Below are 14,634 nucleotides of genomic sequence, written 5' to 3' on the forward strand. Positions count from 1 at the left end.
CAGGTGACCACCGAGCTGACCCTGCTGCCCCGAGTCGTCTGCCGCGGACGGGAGATCACCGCGCCCCGGCTGCGCGGGCTGCTGGCGCTGCTCGCGGAGGATCTGCGCGGTGGCTGCAGCACCGGCCGGCTGGTGGAGGGGCTGTGGGCGGAGGAGCTGCCCGAACGGCCCGGCAAGGCCGTGCAGATCCTGGTGTCGCGGCTCAGGTCGCAGCTGGGTGCCGAGCTGATCGTGAGTACGCCGACGGGGTACCGGCTGGCGCTGGACGAGCCGCAGGTCGACAGTTCCGCTCTGCTGCTGCACGAGGCGGGCAGTGCCGAGCGGGCGCGGGCCGGGGACCACGAAGGCGCCCTGGCACAGGCCGAGGCCGGGCTGGCGCTCTGGGACGGGAGCGTGGGCGCCGGTGCGGGCGAGGACCTGCACGATCCGGTGGTGGCGCTGCGCACCGCGCGGGTCCGGGCGCATCGCGCGCTGGTCCGGGCGCGGGCGCTCGCACTCGCCCGGCTGGACCGGCGGGCGGAGGCCGCGGAACCGCTGGCCGCGCTGGCCCGGGAGCTGCCGCGGGACGAGGAGGTGCTGGCGGAGCTGCTGCGGTGCGAGGCCACGACCGCCGGGCGGGCCGCGGCGCTGACCCGGTACGACGCCTACCGCCGCCGGCTGCGGGACGAGCTGGGGACCGACCCGGGGCCCGGGATCAAGTCGGTGTACCAGGAGCTGGTGCGGGCGGACGTGCCCAGGGTCCGGCACGGGGTACCGCACGAGCCGAACCCCCTGGTGGGGCGGGACGCGGATGTCGCCGCGGTGGGCGGGTTGCTGCGCACGTCCCGGGTGGTGAGCGTCGTCGGCCCCGGCGGTCTCGGCAAGACCCGGCTCTCGCACGCGGTGAGCCGGGCCGCCGAGCAGCCCGTGGTGTACTTCGTCACCCTCGCCGGTGTCCTCGCCGACGACGACGTGGCCGGCGAGGTGGCCTCGGCCGTCGGCGCCGGGGAGGGCGGGCGGTTCAGCGGGGGCGGGGATCCGGTGAGCGGCATCGTCGCCGCGCTGGGCACGGGACCCGCGCTGCTGGTGCTGGACAACTGCGAGCAGGTGATCGCCGGTGCCGCCGGTCTCGTACAGGCGCTGGTCTCGCGGTCGAAGGAGCTGCGGGTGCTGGTCACCAGCCGGGCTCCGCTGGGGCTGACCTCTGAGTCCGTGTACGCCCTGCCGGAGCTCTCGGCGGCGACGTCGGTCGAGCTGTTCGGGCAGCGGGCGCGGGCCGCGCGGCCGGGAGTGGAGCTGCCCGCCGACCAGGTGGCCGAGATCTGCCGGCACCTGGACGGGCTGCCGCTGGCCGTGGAGCTGGCCGCGGCCCGGGTGCGGGTGCTGTCCGTGGCGGACATCGCGCGCCGACTGCAGGACCGTTTCGCGCTGCTGCGCGGCGGCGCCCGGGACGCGCCCGAACGGCATCGCACGCTGCGGGCCGTGGTCGAGTGGAGCTGGAATCTCCTGGAGGCCGACGGCCGGGCGGCGCTGCGCGCGCTGTCGGTGTTCCCGGGCGGCTTTACCGAGGAGGCCGCCGAGTACCTGCTCGACGAGGGCGGGGACACGTTGGCCCTGCTGGAGCAACTGGCCGGCCAGTCCCTGCTCAAGGTGGGCGACAGCCCGTCCGGGGTGCGTTTCCACATGCTGGAGACGCTGCGGGAGTTCGGTGCCGCCCGACGCGCCGAGGCCGGCGAGGAGGAGGCGGTGACCGGCCGGTTCCTGGTCTGGGCCCGGGCCTTCGGGCGGGCTCACCACGACCAGCTGTTCAGCCACCGTCCGGGGGCCGCCTGGAGCCGTATCGGCGCCGAGCAGGACAACCTCGTCCTGGCCCTGCGGTACGCGCTGGCCCGCGCCGACGGACCCACCACCGCGGCCGTCACCGCCGTACTGTCCTCCCTGTGGTCCACCGGCTCCCACTACGGCCGCCTGGCCTCGCTGGCCGCCGACACCGCGGGCCCCCTCTCCCACTTCCGTCCCGAGAACCCCGAGGACGTGGAACCGGCCCGCAGCGCGGCGGCGGTGTGTGCGGCGAGTCTCTTCATGGGCCACGGCCCGCACGCCGTACGCCAGTTGGTGACCCTGCGCCGACTGCCGCCCGCCCCGCCGGACACCGTGCTGCGGGCCCTGTCCGTCGTGCTGTGCGCCGTGCCGGAGATACGGCCGCCGGAGTTCGCCCGGCTCCAGGAGCTGTGCGAGGCCGACGAGCCGATGCTGGCGGGCATCGCCTCGGCCGTCGCCAGTTACGTCTGGGAGGCCGGGCACGACACGGAGCGGGCCCTGGAGAGCGCCCGCCGGATGCTCGACGCGCTCGCTCCGCTGAACAACCCGGCCATGCACCTGCTCAGCCACGGCCGGGTCAGCGAGCTGTGCCTGCAGTCCGAGCGGGGCGCGGAGGCGTACGACCATCTGCGTGCCGCGCTGACCGCGCTCGACGCGTTCGGCGACGGGTCGGACACGCTCGGCATCCGCTGGGGGCTGGTGCTGGCCTGTCTGCACAGGGGCGAGATCGACGAGGCCGAGTACTGGCTGGGCCTCGCCGCCGCGGACCAGCCGCCGGAGTCGGACCAGGTGTACAGCCCCGAGCTGCCGGCCAGGGCGGAGATCGCGCTGTCCCGGGGGCTGACCGAGGTCGGGCTCGGGCTGTGGCGCCGGGCCGCGGAGCGGGTACGGGAGGCCGGTGCGCTGTTCGCCGACGATCCCTTCGTGGACTCGTGGGTCCTTCAGCTGCAGTCGGCGGCGGTGGCCGCGCACGCGCAGCACGGCCGGCCGGATCCGGTGGCCGCGCTCACCGAGGAGTTGGGGGCGTACCTGCTCGGGCTGCTGTCCGGTGGCCCTGCCGACGGTTCACCGGCCGACGGGTCCCCGGTGGAACTGCCCGTGTACGGCACGCTGTTGCTGGCACTGGGACACGCCCGGCTGGCCAAGGGCGATCCGGCGGCCGTACGGCTGCTGGCGCTGTCCGAACGGATGCCGGTGGTGCGGGAGTTCCCCACCCTGTCCCTGACCCGCTCCCGGGCGGCGGCCGAGAACGCGGACCGGGCCGCGTACGCCGACGCGAGGTCGGAGTACGCGGCCCTGGGGCGGGATCAGCTGCGGGTCGTGGCCCTGCACGAGCTCACTGCCGGGGCTCGCGGGTGAACCGCGCCCGGGACCACAGGTAGCCCAGCACGGTCAGCCCCAGGCCCCAGGCCAGGGCCAGCACGGCGTTCTTCGTACCGATCTCACTGCCCAGCAGCAGACCGCGCAGGGTCTCGATGAAGGGCGAGAAGGGCTGGTACTCGGCGAACCAGCGGAACCAGCCCGGCATGGCGTCCACCGGCACGAACGCGCTGGACAGGAACGGCAGCATGACCAGCGGCGTCCCGATGTTGCTGGCCCCCTCGGGGTTGGGGCTGATCAGGCCGATTCCGACCGCGAGCCAGGTCAGCGCGAGGCTGACCAGGGCCATCAGCCCGACCGCCGCGATCCACTCCACCGGCGTCGCGTCGGGCCGGAAGCCGATGGCCAGTCCGATGCCGAGGACCAGCACCAGGGCCATCATCGTCTGGATCACGCTGCCGATCACATGGCCGACCAGCACGGAGGCGCGGGAGATCGCCATGGTGCGGAAGCGGGCCATGATGCCCTCGGTCATGTCGGTGCACACGGACACCGCGGTGCCGAGCGAGGTCATCGCCACGGTCAGGAAGAGGATGCCGGGGACGAGGTAGGCGACGTAGTCGGACCGGTCGGCGTGGCCGCCGGTGATGCCGGCGCTCATCACGTTGCCGAAGACGTAGACGAACAGGAGCAGCAGGATGACCGGGGTGAGCAGGAGGTTCAGGGTGAGGGAGGGGTAGCGGCGGGCGTGCAGGAGGTTGCGCCGCAGCATGGTGAGGTTGTCGCGGAGGGCGTAGGACCCGGTGCTCATCGGACGGTCTCCTTGGCGGTGTTGATGGTGCTGTCGGCGTTGTCGGTGGCGGCTGCGGGGTTGCCCGTCAGGGCGAAGAACACGTCGTCCAGGTCGGGGGTGTGCACGGAGAGTTCGTCGGCCTCGATGCCGGCGGCGTCGAGCCAGTCGAGGATGGCGCGCAGCTCGCGCTGGGTGCCGCCGCTGGGGATCTGCAGGGCGAGCGCCTCGTCGTCGCGAGCGGTCTCGCGCAACGCGGTGGCGGCCTGCTCGTAGGCCACCGGGTCGGAGAACCGCAGCCGTACGTGGCCGCCGGGGACGAGTCGCTTGAGTTCCTCGGCGGTGCCCTCGGCGACGAGCCTGCCGCCGTTGAGCACCGCGATGCGGTCGGCGAGCTGGTCGGCCTCGTCCAGGTACTGGGTGGTGAGGAAGACGGTGGTCCCGCCGGAGACCAGTTCGCGGATGATCTGCCACATGGTGTGGCGGGAGCGGGGGTCCAGGCCGGTGGTCGGCTCGTCGAGGAAGATGATCCGCGGGCTGCCGACCAGGGTCATGGCGATGTCGAGGCGGCGCTTCATGCCGCCGGAGTAGGTGGACGCGGGCTTCTTCGCGGCCTCGGTGAGGTCGAAGCGCTCCAGCAGTTCGGCGGTGACCCGCCGTCCCTCGCTCTTGGAGAGGTGGTGCAGGTCGGCCATCAGGAGCATGTTCTCCTCGCCGGTGATCAGGCCGTCCACGGCGGAGAACTGTCCGGTGACCCCGATGGCGGCCCGTACCGACTGGGCCTCGGCGGTGACGTCGTGGCCGGCGATACGGGCCTGGCCGGCGTCGGCGGAGATCAGGGTGGAGAGGATGTTGACCGCCGTGGTCTTGCCGGCGCCGTTCGGTCCGAGGAGGGAGAAGATCGTGCCCGCCGGTACCCGGATGTCGATGCCGTCGAGAACGGTCTTGTCCCCGTAGGCCTTGTGCAACCCGATGGCCTCGATGGCCAGTTCGCTGTCTGTCGTCGTCATGCCGCAGAGCTTGCGGCCACGGCGGTTCAGCACGGCTTCAGCCGGGTTTCAGCGCGGGCCGACCGGTTTCAGCGGAGGGCTCCGGCGCGGGCCGGCCGGTTTCAGCGGAGGGCTCCGGCGCGGGCCGGCCGGTTTCAGCGGAGGGCTCCGGCGCGGGATGGGCGGTTTCGGCGGGCGGCCTCGGCGGAGGCTCCGGCGCGGGACGGGCGGTTTCGGCGGGCGGCCTCGGGGAAGTGGAACAGGCCGTTCCATACCTTTCCCATAGGAATGGTGGTTAAGGTCCGCCCCATGGATTCCACCGGCCCGATCATCATCGCGGGAGCCCTGGTCGGCTTCGCCGTGGGTCTCACCGGCATGGGCGGCGGAGCCCTCATGACCCCGATCATGGTCATGGTGTTCGGGGTGAACCCCACGGCAGCCATCGGCAGCGACCTGGCCGCGTCCGTCTTCATGAAGCCGTTCGGCGCGCTGGTGCACCAGCGCGCCGGCACCGTGCGCTGGGACATCGTGCGTCGGCTGCTGCCCACCGCGGTCCCGGCGGCCTTCGGGGGCGTCTTCCTGCTCCGCGCCCTGGGCGACGGCGACGACCTGCAACAACGCGTCAAGTACGTCGTCGGTACGGCGCTGATGCTCGCCGTCGCCGGCATGCTCACCCGCCTGTGGCTCGACCGCCGCCGCGCCGCCACCGAGGACGACGCCGAGGACGCCCATGTTCCGGTACGGCCGGTGGCGACGCCGCTCATCGGACTGGTGGGCGGGGCGATCGTCGGGATGACCTCGGTCGGCTCGGGCTCCCTGATCATCGTGATGCTGATGCTGGCCCACCCGCGTCTCAAGGCGAACCATCTCGTCGGTACGGACCTGGTGCAGGCCATCCCCATGGTGGCCGCCGCGGCCCTGGGCCACCTGCTCGTCGGCGACGCCGACCTGGGACTCGCGGCGACCCTCCTGATCGGCGCCGTCCCGGGCGTCCTGCTCGGCTCCGTCGTCTCCAGCCGGGTGGCCGGAGGCGCGGTGCGCTGGGCGCTGGTCGTCCTGCTGACCGGGTCGGGCCTGTCGATGCTGAAGGCGTCGTCCACCGTCATCGTGCTCGGCTGCCTGGGGATGGCGCTGCTCGGCGGGATCGTCGGCATGCGCGACCGCCGTACCGCGCACCCCCGGACGACGGCCGGGACGCCAGCCAAAACCACAGCCAAAACCACAGCCGACACCACAGCCGACACCGCAGACGAAACCGCAGACGAAACGGCAGCCGAAACGGCGGGTGTGAGCGGCGGCTCGTAGCCGGAGCCGGTGATCTGACTCCGTCGCTCAACGCATCCGCGCAACAGACGCACAAGGAGACCGGGACCGCTGCGCGAGCGGGCGAGAGCGACCGCCACCGCACTCCCCTGCTTCCGTTCTCCCTCCTGCGGCGGCGAGTCCAAGTCGCGGAGATCCCCGCCCCCGCGCGACCATGGCATGAGCCGGCCTCGAAGGAGCGCGCATGCGACGGAACCGACTGCTCACCTCGGCCGCGGCCCTGAGCGCGGCCGCCGCACTGGGCCTGGCGGTGCCCCACACCGCCGCGGCCGCCACCGAGCACAGCTGTTCCTACGTGTCGTCGGGCTTCCGGCCCACCCTCACGTACGGTGACACCGGCGCGGCGGTGCAGCAGGCCCAGTGCCTCAGCAACGCCTGGGGCGGCGAGCCGCCCCAACTGGTCGCCGACGGGAACTACGGCAACCGCACGCTGAAGAAGATCGAGTGGATCCAGGTCTGCCACGGCCTCCCGGAGAGCGGCGTGATCGAGGGCCGCACCTGGCAGGCCCTCTACCACCCGGCCCTGGACTGCTACGTGCCGTACCCGAGCTGACGCCCGCCCGGCCCCCACCCGGGCCACGCACCGCCCTGCTCCGGCCCCTGCGCTCGGCCCCTCTCCCTGCTCCCTCTCTGCCTTCTCCCTGACCTCTCGCCTTCCGCCCCTCCCCGCACCGCTCGTCGGCGTTCATCGGTCGGCCGTTAGGGTGTTGGTTAAAGAAATCGCAAAGGGACAGCGGAACGAGACCGACGAGACAGGGGAGACAGCCTTGGGGGCTCCACGCCTGAGCAGGACGCCGTTGCCGGGAATCGGGGTCCGTTACGACCTCACCACGCGGGAGCGGCGCAGGCTGTCCGTGGTCGCGCACCGGGACGGTTCGCGGATCCTGAGCGCCTACCACCAGGACGACCCCGACGCCTGTGCGCTGTCGGTGCGGCTGTCCTCGGGCGAGACGGACGCGCTCATCGACGCGCTGATGCCGACGCACCACAGCCCGAACCTGCTCTCGACGACCGATCTGGGGCTGGTGGCCGAGCGGATCGAGCTGGGCACGGCGTCGTACTGGAACGGCCGGCTCCTCGGCGAGACCCGGATGCGTACCGAGACGGGGGTGTCCATCGTCGCCGTGCTGCGCCGCGCCGAGGCGGTCCCCTCCCCCACACCCGACTTCCGGCTCGCCGGCGGGGACACGCTCATCGTGATCGGCACCCAGGAGGGCGTCGACGCGGCCGCCTCCATACTCGGGCGGGAGTGAGGCCACCGTGCACGACTCCGCCGTCTTCCTGATCGAGTTCGGGGCGATCATCCTCGGCCTGGGCCTGCTCGGCCGGCTCGCCGGACGCTTCCAGTTCTCGCCCATACCCCTCTATCTGCTGGCCGGGCTCGCCTTCGGCAACGGCGGGATCTATCCGCTCGGCACGAGTGAGGAGTTCGTCGCGATCGGCGCCGAGATCGGTGTCGTCCTGCTGCTGCTCATGCTCGGCCTGGAGTACACGGCCAGCGACCTCGTCTCCAACCTCAAAACCCAGTACCCGGCGGGCCTGGTCGACGCCGCGCTCAACGCGCTGCCCGGCGCCGCCATGGCCCTGCTGCTGGGCTGGGGCCCGGTGGCGGCCGTGGTGCTGGCCGGCGTCACCTGGATCTCGTCGTCCGGCGTCATCGCCAAGGTCCTCGGCGACCTCGGGCGGCTCGGCAACCGGGAGACCCCGGTGATACTGAGCATCCTGGTCCTCGAAGACCTGTCCATGGCGGTCTACCTGCCGATCGTCACCGCGCTGCTCGCCGGTGCCGGACTGGCCGCGGGCAGCCTCACGCTGGCGATCGCCCTCGGAGTGGCGGGGCTGGTGCTGGTGGTGGCGGTGCGCTACGGCAGGCACATCTCCCGGTTCGTCTCCAGCGACGACTCGGAGAAGCTGCTCCTCGTGGTGCTGGGTCTGACCCTGCTGGTCGCTGGGATCGCGCAGCAGCTCCAGGTGTCCGCCGCCGTCGGTGCGTTCCTGGTGGGCATAGCGCTCTCCGGCGAGGTCGCGGAGGGCGCCCACCACCTGCTCGCACCCCTGCGTGACCTGTTCGCCGCCGTCTTCTTCGTCTTCTTCGGCCTGCACACCGACCCGGCGAGCATTCCGCCGGTGCTGCTGCCCGCGCTCGCCCTGGCCGTGGTCACCGCGCTGACGAAGATCGCCACCGGCTACTGGGCCGCGCGGCGCGCCGGGATCTCCGCCAAGGGCCGTTGGCGGGCCGGCGGCACACTGGTTGCCCGCGGCGAGTTCTCCATCGTCATCGCGGGCCTCGCCGTCACCGCCGGCATCGAACCCTCCCTGGGCCCCCTGGCCACGGCCTACGTCCTGATCCTCGTCGTCCTCGGCCCCCTCACCGCCCGCTACACCGAACCCCTGGCCCGCCGCCTCACCCGCGGGTCCGGGACGGCGGATCCCCTTCCGGCCGAGGGCGCGGTCCCCGTGCCGGCCGGCGCGGAAGAGCAGGACACGGTCGGCCGGGCCTGAACGGGACCGGCGCGGACCGCGGGACCACCGGACCGCCGTCAGCCGTTCCGGCTCTCCGGGGTCGGCCGGACCGCCTGGGACGGCTGCGTCGTCGACCACTGGAGCAGGAAGCGGAGTGCCTCGTACGACGCGGAGTCGGGTTCCGCGGTGTAGGCGATCAACTGCTGGTCGGGGTGGGTGTCCACGGAGAACTGCTGGACGTCGAGAGTGAGCGGGCCCGCCACGGGGTGGCGGTAGGTCTTGGTCAGCTGGCGGGGGCCGCGGACCTGGTGGGTGGCCCACCAGGTCTTGAAGTCCCGGTCCTGGGTGGTCAGTTCGGCGATCAGAGCGGTCAGCGCGGGGTCGTGCGGGGTCCGGCCCGCCTCCATGCGGAGAACCGCCACGCATTCGCGGGCCGCGCGCGGCCAGTCCGCGTACAGGGCGCGGAAGGTCTCGTCCAGGAAGGTCAGACGGATCAGGTTGCGCTCGGCCGGGGGCACCGCCGTGAAGTCGGTCAGCAGGGCGGCGGCCGCGCCGTTCCAGGCCAGTACGTCCATACGGCGGTCGAGGACCATCGCCGGGACGTCGGGCATGGTGGCCAGCAGCTGGCGCAGGTGCGGAGCGACCTCCGGCGGGCCCGGCCGACGGGCCGGACGCGTGGGTGCCGTCTCGGCGAGGGTGAAGAGGTGGTCCCGTTCGTCCGGAGCGAGTTGGAGGGCGTCGGCCAAGGCGTCCAGCACCGCGCGGGAGACCCTGCGGGTGCGGCCCTGCTCCAGGCGGACCACGTAGTCGATGCTCACGTGCGCCAGCTGGGCGAGTTCCTCGCGGCGCAGGCCCGGTACGCGGCGCGGCCGGCCGTCGTCCGGGAGGCCCGCCCGCCGCGGGGTGAGGGCGGCGCGGCGGGCGCGCAGGAACTCGCCCAGTTCGTTGTCGGAGGCGGCGGCACCGGGGCTGCTGGTCATGGGTTCAGTGTCCGCCCGGTCGGCCGCCCCGTGCCTGGTACTGGAGTGCATAGGCAGAGTCCTCCCTGGTAGCGACCGTTCGTGCGGGGCGAACGTGGGGGCATGAGGACCGACATCACCTTTCCCAGCGCCGGACTGAAGATCTCCGGCCATCTGTACCTTCCCGACGATGCCACCGACGGGGCCACCGCCGGACCGCGTCCCGCCGTCGTCGTCGGGCACCCCGGCACGGGGGTGAAGGAGCAGGCCGCCGGGCTGTACGCGCGGCGGCTCGCCGAGCACGGCTTCGTCACCCTGGCCTTCGACGCCGCCCACCAGGGCGAGAGCGAGGGCGAGCCACGGGGGCTGGAGGATCCCGCCCAGCGGGTCGAGGACCTCAAGGCCGCCGTCTCCTTCCTCACCACCCGGGAGGAGGCCGACCCCGACCGCGTCTCGGCGCTCGGCATCTGCGCCTCCGGCGGGTACGCCCTCGCCGCCGCCGCGACCGACCGGCGGATCAGGGCCGTCGCCACCGTCAGCGCCGTCGACATCGCCCGCCAGTTCCGCAACGGCGCCGACGGGGCCCAGGATCCCGCCGTCCTCCAGGGCATGCTGGCGGCGGCGGCCGCGGCGCGCACCGCCGAGGCCCGGGGCGAGGGGGTGGGGAGTTTCCCGCTCTTCCCCGCCACCGAGGAAGAGGCGCTGGCCGGCGGCGAGCACGTGTACGCGGGGTGGGAGTACTACCGCACGCCCCGCGCCCACCACCCCCGCTCGGCCGAGACCCTGACCTGGAACAGCGTCGACCGCATCGCGTCCTTCGACGCCTTCCGCGCCCTCGACCAGCTCGGCCCGCGCCCGCTACTGATGATCGTCGGACGGGAGGCGGTGACCTCCTGGATGAGCGTGGAGGCCTTCCAGCGGGTCTCCGGTCCCAAGGAACTGTTCTGGATCGACGGGGCGACCCACGTCGACCTCTACGACCAGGACGCCTACGTCACCCCGGCGGTCGAGAAGCTGGCCGGCTTCTTCCGGTGACCTCTCAGTTGTTCCAGGTCTCGTCGTACGGGTCGGCCGGCGTCGGGATCGGCTTGGCCGCGGTGACCTGGAGGAACGGGATCGGGCCGCCGTTCACCGGGTCGCGGGTCCGCCGGGCGGTGTAGGTGCCCGTCACCTGGAGCCAGGCGTCCGGCTGGAGGACCGGGGGGATCTTGCCGGTCAGGGCCACCTTCACCGGCTGGGCGTCCGCGGCGCAGCAGTTGAGGGCCATGCGGACCAGGTAGGGGGTGCCGGCGGAGTCCACGGCCACGAAGCCGGAGATACGGACGCGGTGGCCGTCCAGCGAACGGCCGTGGTCGTACACCGCCCGGCCCGCGTAGTCGACCAGGGCGAGCGGTATCGGGTCCCCGGTCGGCAACTTCGTGTAGCCGTACGGCTGTTGCAGGGCCGTGCCCGCGCGCAGGGCGCTGTAGGAGCCGAGCGCGGGCGGCGCGATGAGGATCAGGGCCAGGAGGGGGAGGACCAGGAGCCAGGAGATCCGGGGTTCGGGGTGGCTGTGGTCCGTAGCGGTGGAAGTAGCGGTGGAGGTAGCGGTGGAAGTTGCCGTGGAAGTAGCCGTGGAAGCGGTACGACGGCGGCTGCGGCGCCACTCGTACCACGCCGTCGCCAGGGCCGAGACGATCAGAACGACGCCCGCCGCCAGCAACAGCGGGCGTAGGCCCGCCTTCACATAGCGCAGATAGAGGTCGGTGGCGCCCGCGTGCAGCAGGGCCGCCCCCACCAGGAACATCATCGCCGCCTGGGCCTGCCGGTTCACAGCAGCACCGCCCCGGTCAGGACCGCGCCGGTGATCGCCGCGGCGAAGGTGGCCGGGGCGAAGCGCAGAGCGAAGCCGCGGCCGAAGGTGCCCGCCTGCATCGCGAAGAGTTTGAGGTCGATCATCGGGCCCACGATCAGGAACGCCAGCTTCGCGGTGAGCGAGAACTGGGTGAGGGAGGCCGCCACGAACGCGTCCGCCTCCGAGCAGATGGAGAGGAGTACCGCCAGGATCGACAGGGCGAGGATCGCGATCACCGGGTTGGCGGCGGCCGTCCGCAGCCACTCCGCCGGGGCCACCGCCTTCAGCGTCGCCGCCGCCATCGCGCCGAGGACCAGGAAGCCGCCCGCGTGCACGGTGTCGTGACGGACCGAGTCCCAGAACGCCTCCGCCCTGGTCTCGCCCTCGTGGTGCGCGTGGGCCGGCAGGCGCAGCCAGTCGGTACGGCCGAGGCGCTGCCACAGCCAGCCCATCCCGCACGCCACCAGCAGACTGCCGGCGAACCGCGCCAGCACCATCTCGGGGTTGCGCGGGAACGCCACCGCCGTCGCCGTCAGCACGATCGGGTTGATCGCGGGGGCGGAGAGGAGGAAGGCGATGGCCGCGGCCGGGGTGACACCCCGGCGTACCAGGGCGCCGGCCACCGGGACGGACGCGCACTCGCAGCCCGGCAGCACGGCGCCGGCCAGCCCCGCGACCGGAACGGCCAGCGCGGGGCGGCCGGGCAGGGCGCGGGCGAAGAAGGACGGGGGCACGAAGACCGCGATCGCCGCCGAGAGCAGCACGCCGAGCACGAGGAACGGGAGCGCCTGGACGACCACCGCCACGAACACCGTCATCCAGCTCTGCATCACCGGCGTCGACAGCGCGCCGCGCACCGGGCCCTGGAACACCACGACCAGGAGGAGGAGCAGGGTCAGGGCCAGGGGGGAGCTGAGATGCCAGCCCTCGCGATCGGGCGGGTCGGGGGTGGCGTCGGTGCCGGGGGTCCGGTCCTCGGGCGCGACGCCAGGCGGGGCGGCTTTCTCGGTGATGGCCACGGGTGGGATACCTCCGGCACTTCGGTCAGATCCGGGATTATGCTCCCTCCCCTTCCCTACGAGCGGTTCGGGTCGGCTGTTCACTTCGTTGCTGGAACCATGCGTCCCGTTGAGGCAGTCTTTTCCCTTGTGGCGAGCGTTCCGTATCAAGGTGGTGGCGCCCCGGCGCCCATGGTGGTCTGCGGCGACGACGGGCTCGCGCACCGGCTGGCGGCCGAGTTGCGTGTCGTGTACGGCGAGCAGGTCACCCTTGTCGTACCGCCGAACGTGCGGATCGCCAGGCCGCCGGTCGTCGGACGGGCCCGGGCCGCCTCGGCCGCGCTGCTCGACCGGGTGGTCAGCGCCGCCGTCGGACGGGCCAACGGGAACGGCAACGGCAACGGCGGTACCGGCCCGGTCACCGGTGAAGGCCCGCGCGGGGAACGGGTGCTGGAGGCCGTCGAGGCCACCGAGGCCGTCCTCGCCGAGGCGGGCGTGGAGCGGGCCGCCGCGCTCGCGCTCGTGTACGACGACGACGAGACCAACATCCGGGCCGCCCTCACCGCCCGCCGGCTGAACCCGCGGCTGCGGCTCGTGCTGCGGCTGTACAACCGGCGGCTGGGGCAGCACATCGAGGAACTCCTCGACCAGGCCGCCGTGTTGGCGGTCGGCGACACGGACGGCGGTGCGGGCGACACGTCCACGACCGTACTCTCCGACGCCGACACCGCCGCGCCCGCACTCGCCGCCACCGCGCTCGCCGGGACCGGCAAGGTCATCCAGACGGACGGGCTGGTGCTGCGGGCCGTTGACCTGCCGCCGGGGGCCCTCGCCGGGCCGGACGCCGACCAGGGGCTGTGCACGCTGGCGCTGTTCTCGGCGAACAACAACGGTCCCGAACCGGCCGAGGGCACCGGGGAGCAGGGGCCGCGGCTGCTGCCCGACGACGCGGAGGTACGGGCCGCGGGTGAGCGTGGCCTGATGGTGCTGGAGCAGGTGTCCTCGTCCTCGTCCGCGGCGGCGGCGCAGGACCGGCGCCGGGTCGGGGTCGGGGTCGTACCGCTGCTCGTCTCGCTGTTCTCGCGGCGGCTGCGGTGGTCGCTGGCCGGGGTCGTGGGGTGTGTGGTCGCGCTCGCGGTGGCGCTGTCGGTGGTGACGGGTATTCATCCGGTACGGGCCTTCTACTACACGCTCCTCGATCTGTTCGCCATCGACGATCCCGCGATCGGGCAGTCGCTCGGGCGGCAGATCCTTCAACTGCTGTCCGGGTTGATGGGGTTGCTGTTGCTGCCGGTGCTGCTGGCGGCGGTCCTTGAGGCGCTCGGTACCTTCCGGACGGCTTCCGCGCTGCGCAAGCCGCCGCGGGGGCTGAGCGGGCATGTGGTGCTGCTCGGGCTGGGCAAGATCGGCACGCGGGTGCTGACGCGGCTGCGCGAACTGCATGTTCCCGTGGTGTGCGTCGAGTCCGATCCGGAGGCACGCGGGCTGGCGGTGGCCCGGCGGCTGCGGGTGCCGGTGGTGCTCGGGGACGTCACCCAGGAGGGGGTCCTGGAGGCCGCCAAGATCCATCGGGCGCAGGCACTGCTCGCGGTGACCAGCGCGGACACGACGAACCTGGAGGCCGTGCTGTACGCGCGGGCGGTACGGCCGGACCTGAAGGCCGTGCTGCGGCTGTACGACGACGACTTCGCGACGGCCGTGTACCGGACGCTGCGGGCCGCGCATCCGCGCGCGGTCACCCGGAGTCGGAGTGTGTCCTATCTGGCGGCGCCGTCCTTCGCGGGGGCGATGCTGGGGCGGCAGATCCTCGGGGCGATTCCGGTGGAGCGGAAGGTGCTGCTGGTGGCGGCGGTGGATGTGATCGGGCATCCGCAGCTGGAGGGGCGGACGGTGGACGGGGCGTTCCGGGCGGGGGCATGGCGGGTGCTGGCGCTGGAGGGACGACCGGTCGCCGGGGACTATCTGCTGCGGGCCGGGGACCGGGTGGTGGTCGCGGTCACGCGCAGGGGGCTGGCGGAGCTGTCCGGACGCCGGGTCCCGCCTGCCCACCCACCCGACTCGCTCGGTTGAGAGGTGAGGGTGGGTGGGTTGCGGTGGTGGGTCAGTAGGGCGGGTGGGGTCGGTAGGGGCGGGTGGGTTGCGGTGGTGGGGTCGGTAG

The 14,634-nt window shown here is 73.0% G+C and carries 12 protein-coding genes; 7 read left to right on the plus strand and 5 right to left on the minus strand.

The genetic code is table 11. The features are described from left to right. Positions 1-3: 3 nt before the first annotated feature. On the plus strand, positions 4-3,159 hold the full coding sequence (locus tag ACZ5K7_RS31285) for an ATP-binding protein (protein WP_468918447.1): 3,156 nt from the start codon (positions 4-6) through the stop codon (positions 3,157-3,159). On the opposite strand, the gene ACZ5K7_RS31290 is transcribed toward ACZ5K7_RS31285, so the two are convergent. Together ACZ5K7_RS31290 and ACZ5K7_RS31295 are read right to left on the minus strand one after the other, a co-directional pair. Beyond that, positions 3,137-3,931: an ABC transporter permease gene (locus ACZ5K7_RS31290; protein ID WP_351708323.1), complete on the minus strand. Its 795-nt coding sequence runs from the start codon at positions 3,929-3,931 to the stop codon at positions 3,137-3,139. The genes ACZ5K7_RS31285 and ACZ5K7_RS31290 overlap by 23 nt on opposite strands. Further along, complete coding sequence (locus ACZ5K7_RS31295) at positions 3,928-4,920, minus strand: ATP-binding cassette domain-containing protein (RefSeq protein ID WP_468918450.1); 993 nt, start codon at positions 4,918-4,920, stop codon at positions 3,928-3,930. The genes ACZ5K7_RS31290 and ACZ5K7_RS31295 overlap by 4 nt, the downstream gene beginning before the upstream one ends. Positions 4,921-5,208: 288 nt before the next feature. Here ACZ5K7_RS31295 and ACZ5K7_RS31300 point away from each other — a divergent pair, with 288 nt between their 5' ends. From ACZ5K7_RS31300 to ACZ5K7_RS31315, 4 genes are all read left to right on the plus strand, one after another. Further along, positions 5,209-6,204 carry a sulfite exporter TauE/SafE family protein gene (locus ACZ5K7_RS31300; protein WP_468918453.1) on the plus strand — a complete coding sequence of 332 codons (996 nt, stop codon included), beginning with the start codon at positions 5,209-5,211 and terminating at the stop codon, positions 6,202-6,204. A 202-nt stretch (positions 6,205-6,406) separates the two neighbouring features. Then, positions 6,407-6,775 (plus strand): peptidoglycan-binding domain-containing protein, encoded by a 369-nt coding sequence (locus tag ACZ5K7_RS31305; protein ID WP_351708314.1) that lies wholly within the window; start codon positions 6,407-6,409, stop codon positions 6,773-6,775. 214 nt (positions 6,776-6,989) lie between these two features. Next, positions 6,990-7,475, plus strand: coding sequence for a cation:proton antiporter regulatory subunit (locus ACZ5K7_RS31310; RefSeq protein ID WP_468918456.1), 486 nt, complete (start codon positions 6,990-6,992; stop codon positions 7,473-7,475). Between the two features lie 7 nt (positions 7,476-7,482). Beyond that, the gene (locus tag ACZ5K7_RS31315; protein WP_468918458.1) at positions 7,483-8,724 is read left to right on the plus strand and encodes a cation:proton antiporter; all 1,242 of its coding nucleotides are present in this window, start codon (positions 7,483-7,485) and stop codon (positions 8,722-8,724) included. Between the two features lie 38 nt (positions 8,725-8,762). Here ACZ5K7_RS31315 and ACZ5K7_RS31320 read toward each other — a convergent pair whose 3' ends face one another. Further along, positions 8,763-9,665 carry a helix-turn-helix transcriptional regulator gene (locus ACZ5K7_RS31320; protein ID WP_468918461.1) on the minus strand — a complete coding sequence of 301 codons (903 nt, stop codon included), beginning with the start codon at positions 9,663-9,665 and terminating at the stop codon, positions 8,763-8,765. Positions 9,666-9,767: 102 nt separating this feature from the next. Between ACZ5K7_RS31320 and ACZ5K7_RS31325 the strand changes: the two genes are divergently transcribed. After that, entirely contained in the window at positions 9,768-10,679 is a 912-nt protein-coding gene (locus ACZ5K7_RS31325) for an alpha/beta hydrolase (protein ID WP_468918464.1), read from the plus strand. A 4-nt stretch (positions 10,680-10,683) separates the two neighbouring features. On the opposite strand, the gene ACZ5K7_RS31330 is transcribed toward ACZ5K7_RS31325, so the two are convergent. Beyond that, positions 10,684-11,457, minus strand: a complete 774-nt coding sequence (locus ACZ5K7_RS31330) for a TIGR03943 family putative permease subunit (RefSeq protein WP_468918467.1) — start codon at positions 11,455-11,457, stop codon at positions 10,684-10,686. Then, positions 11,454-12,497, minus strand: a complete 1,044-nt coding sequence (locus ACZ5K7_RS31335; protein ID WP_351708296.1) for a permease — start codon at positions 12,495-12,497, stop codon at positions 11,454-11,456. Before ACZ5K7_RS31335 ends, ACZ5K7_RS31330 begins: the two co-directional genes overlap by 4 nt. 171 nt (positions 12,498-12,668) lie before the next feature. On the opposite strand from ACZ5K7_RS31335, the gene ACZ5K7_RS31340 reads away from it, so the two are divergent. Continuing rightward, positions 12,669-14,546 (plus strand): NAD-binding protein, encoded by a 1,878-nt coding sequence (locus ACZ5K7_RS31340; protein WP_468918470.1) that lies wholly within the window; start codon positions 12,669-12,671, stop codon positions 14,544-14,546. The last annotated feature ends 88 nt before the right edge of the window (positions 14,547-14,634 follow it).

It is taken from the genome of Streptomyces sp. NPDC031497 (genome assembly GCF_055580905.1).

What these genes read in the sequence shown, in the direction of transcription:
- ACZ5K7_RS31290 (WP_351708323.1), bottom strand. Translation starts at nt 3,931, where the DNA reads ATGAGCACCGGGTCCTACGCCCTCCGCGACAACCTCACCATGCTGCGG.
- ACZ5K7_RS31295 (WP_468918450.1), bottom strand. Translation starts at nt 4,920, where the DNA reads ATGACGACGACAGACAGCGAACTGGCCATCGAGGCCATCGGGTTGCAC.
- ACZ5K7_RS31300 (WP_468918453.1), top strand. Translation starts at nt 5,209, where the DNA reads ATGGATTCCACCGGCCCGATCATCATCGCGGGAGCCCTGGTCGGCTTC.
- ACZ5K7_RS31305 (WP_351708314.1), top strand. Translation starts at nt 6,407, where the DNA reads ATGCGACGGAACCGACTGCTCACCTCGGCCGCGGCCCTGAGCGCGGCC.
- ACZ5K7_RS31320 (WP_468918461.1), bottom strand. Translation starts at nt 9,665, where the DNA reads ATGACCAGCAGCCCCGGTGCCGCCGCCTCCGACAACGAACTGGGCGAG.
- ACZ5K7_RS31325 (WP_468918464.1), top strand. Translation starts at nt 9,768, where the DNA reads ATGAGGACCGACATCACCTTTCCCAGCGCCGGACTGAAGATCTCCGGC.
- ACZ5K7_RS31340 (WP_468918470.1), top strand. Translation starts at nt 12,669, where the DNA reads ATGGTGGTCTGCGGCGACGACGGGCTCGCGCACCGGCTGGCGGCCGAG.